Raw genomic sequence first — 247 nt, forward strand, 5'->3', positions numbered from 1 at the left:
CTCGCCCTCCCGCGGCCCCTGGTTCTCCTGGTCGTCCAGGTACCCCGGGTGCAACTGGTGCCACTGGTGCTCCTGGTCCTCAAGGTAACACTGGCGCTACTGGTGCTACTGGACCTCAAGGCGTTCAAGGTAACACTGGTGCTACTGGACCTAAAGGAGATAAAGATCTGAAAGGGCAGACGGTAGAAACAGGGTATAAAGCGGAGCACGGGGAGACAGTAAAAAAAGGAGAGAAGGGGGGGGGGGG

General features: G+C 58.3%; 1 protein-coding gene. It reads left to right on the forward strand.

Features of this window, described 5'->3' with window-relative positions; translation table 11 throughout:
- On the forward strand, window positions 1–247 hold a 247-nt coding region (locus tag JDS99_RS31415; RefSeq protein WP_199696538.1), incomplete at both ends, for a collagen-like triple helix repeat-containing protein.

Origin of the sequence: Bacillus cereus group sp. N6, from assembly GCF_016483705.1 — a bacterium.
Taxonomy (GTDB): Bacteria; Bacillota; Bacilli; order Bacillales; family Bacillaceae_G; genus Bacillus_A; species Bacillus_A wiedmannii.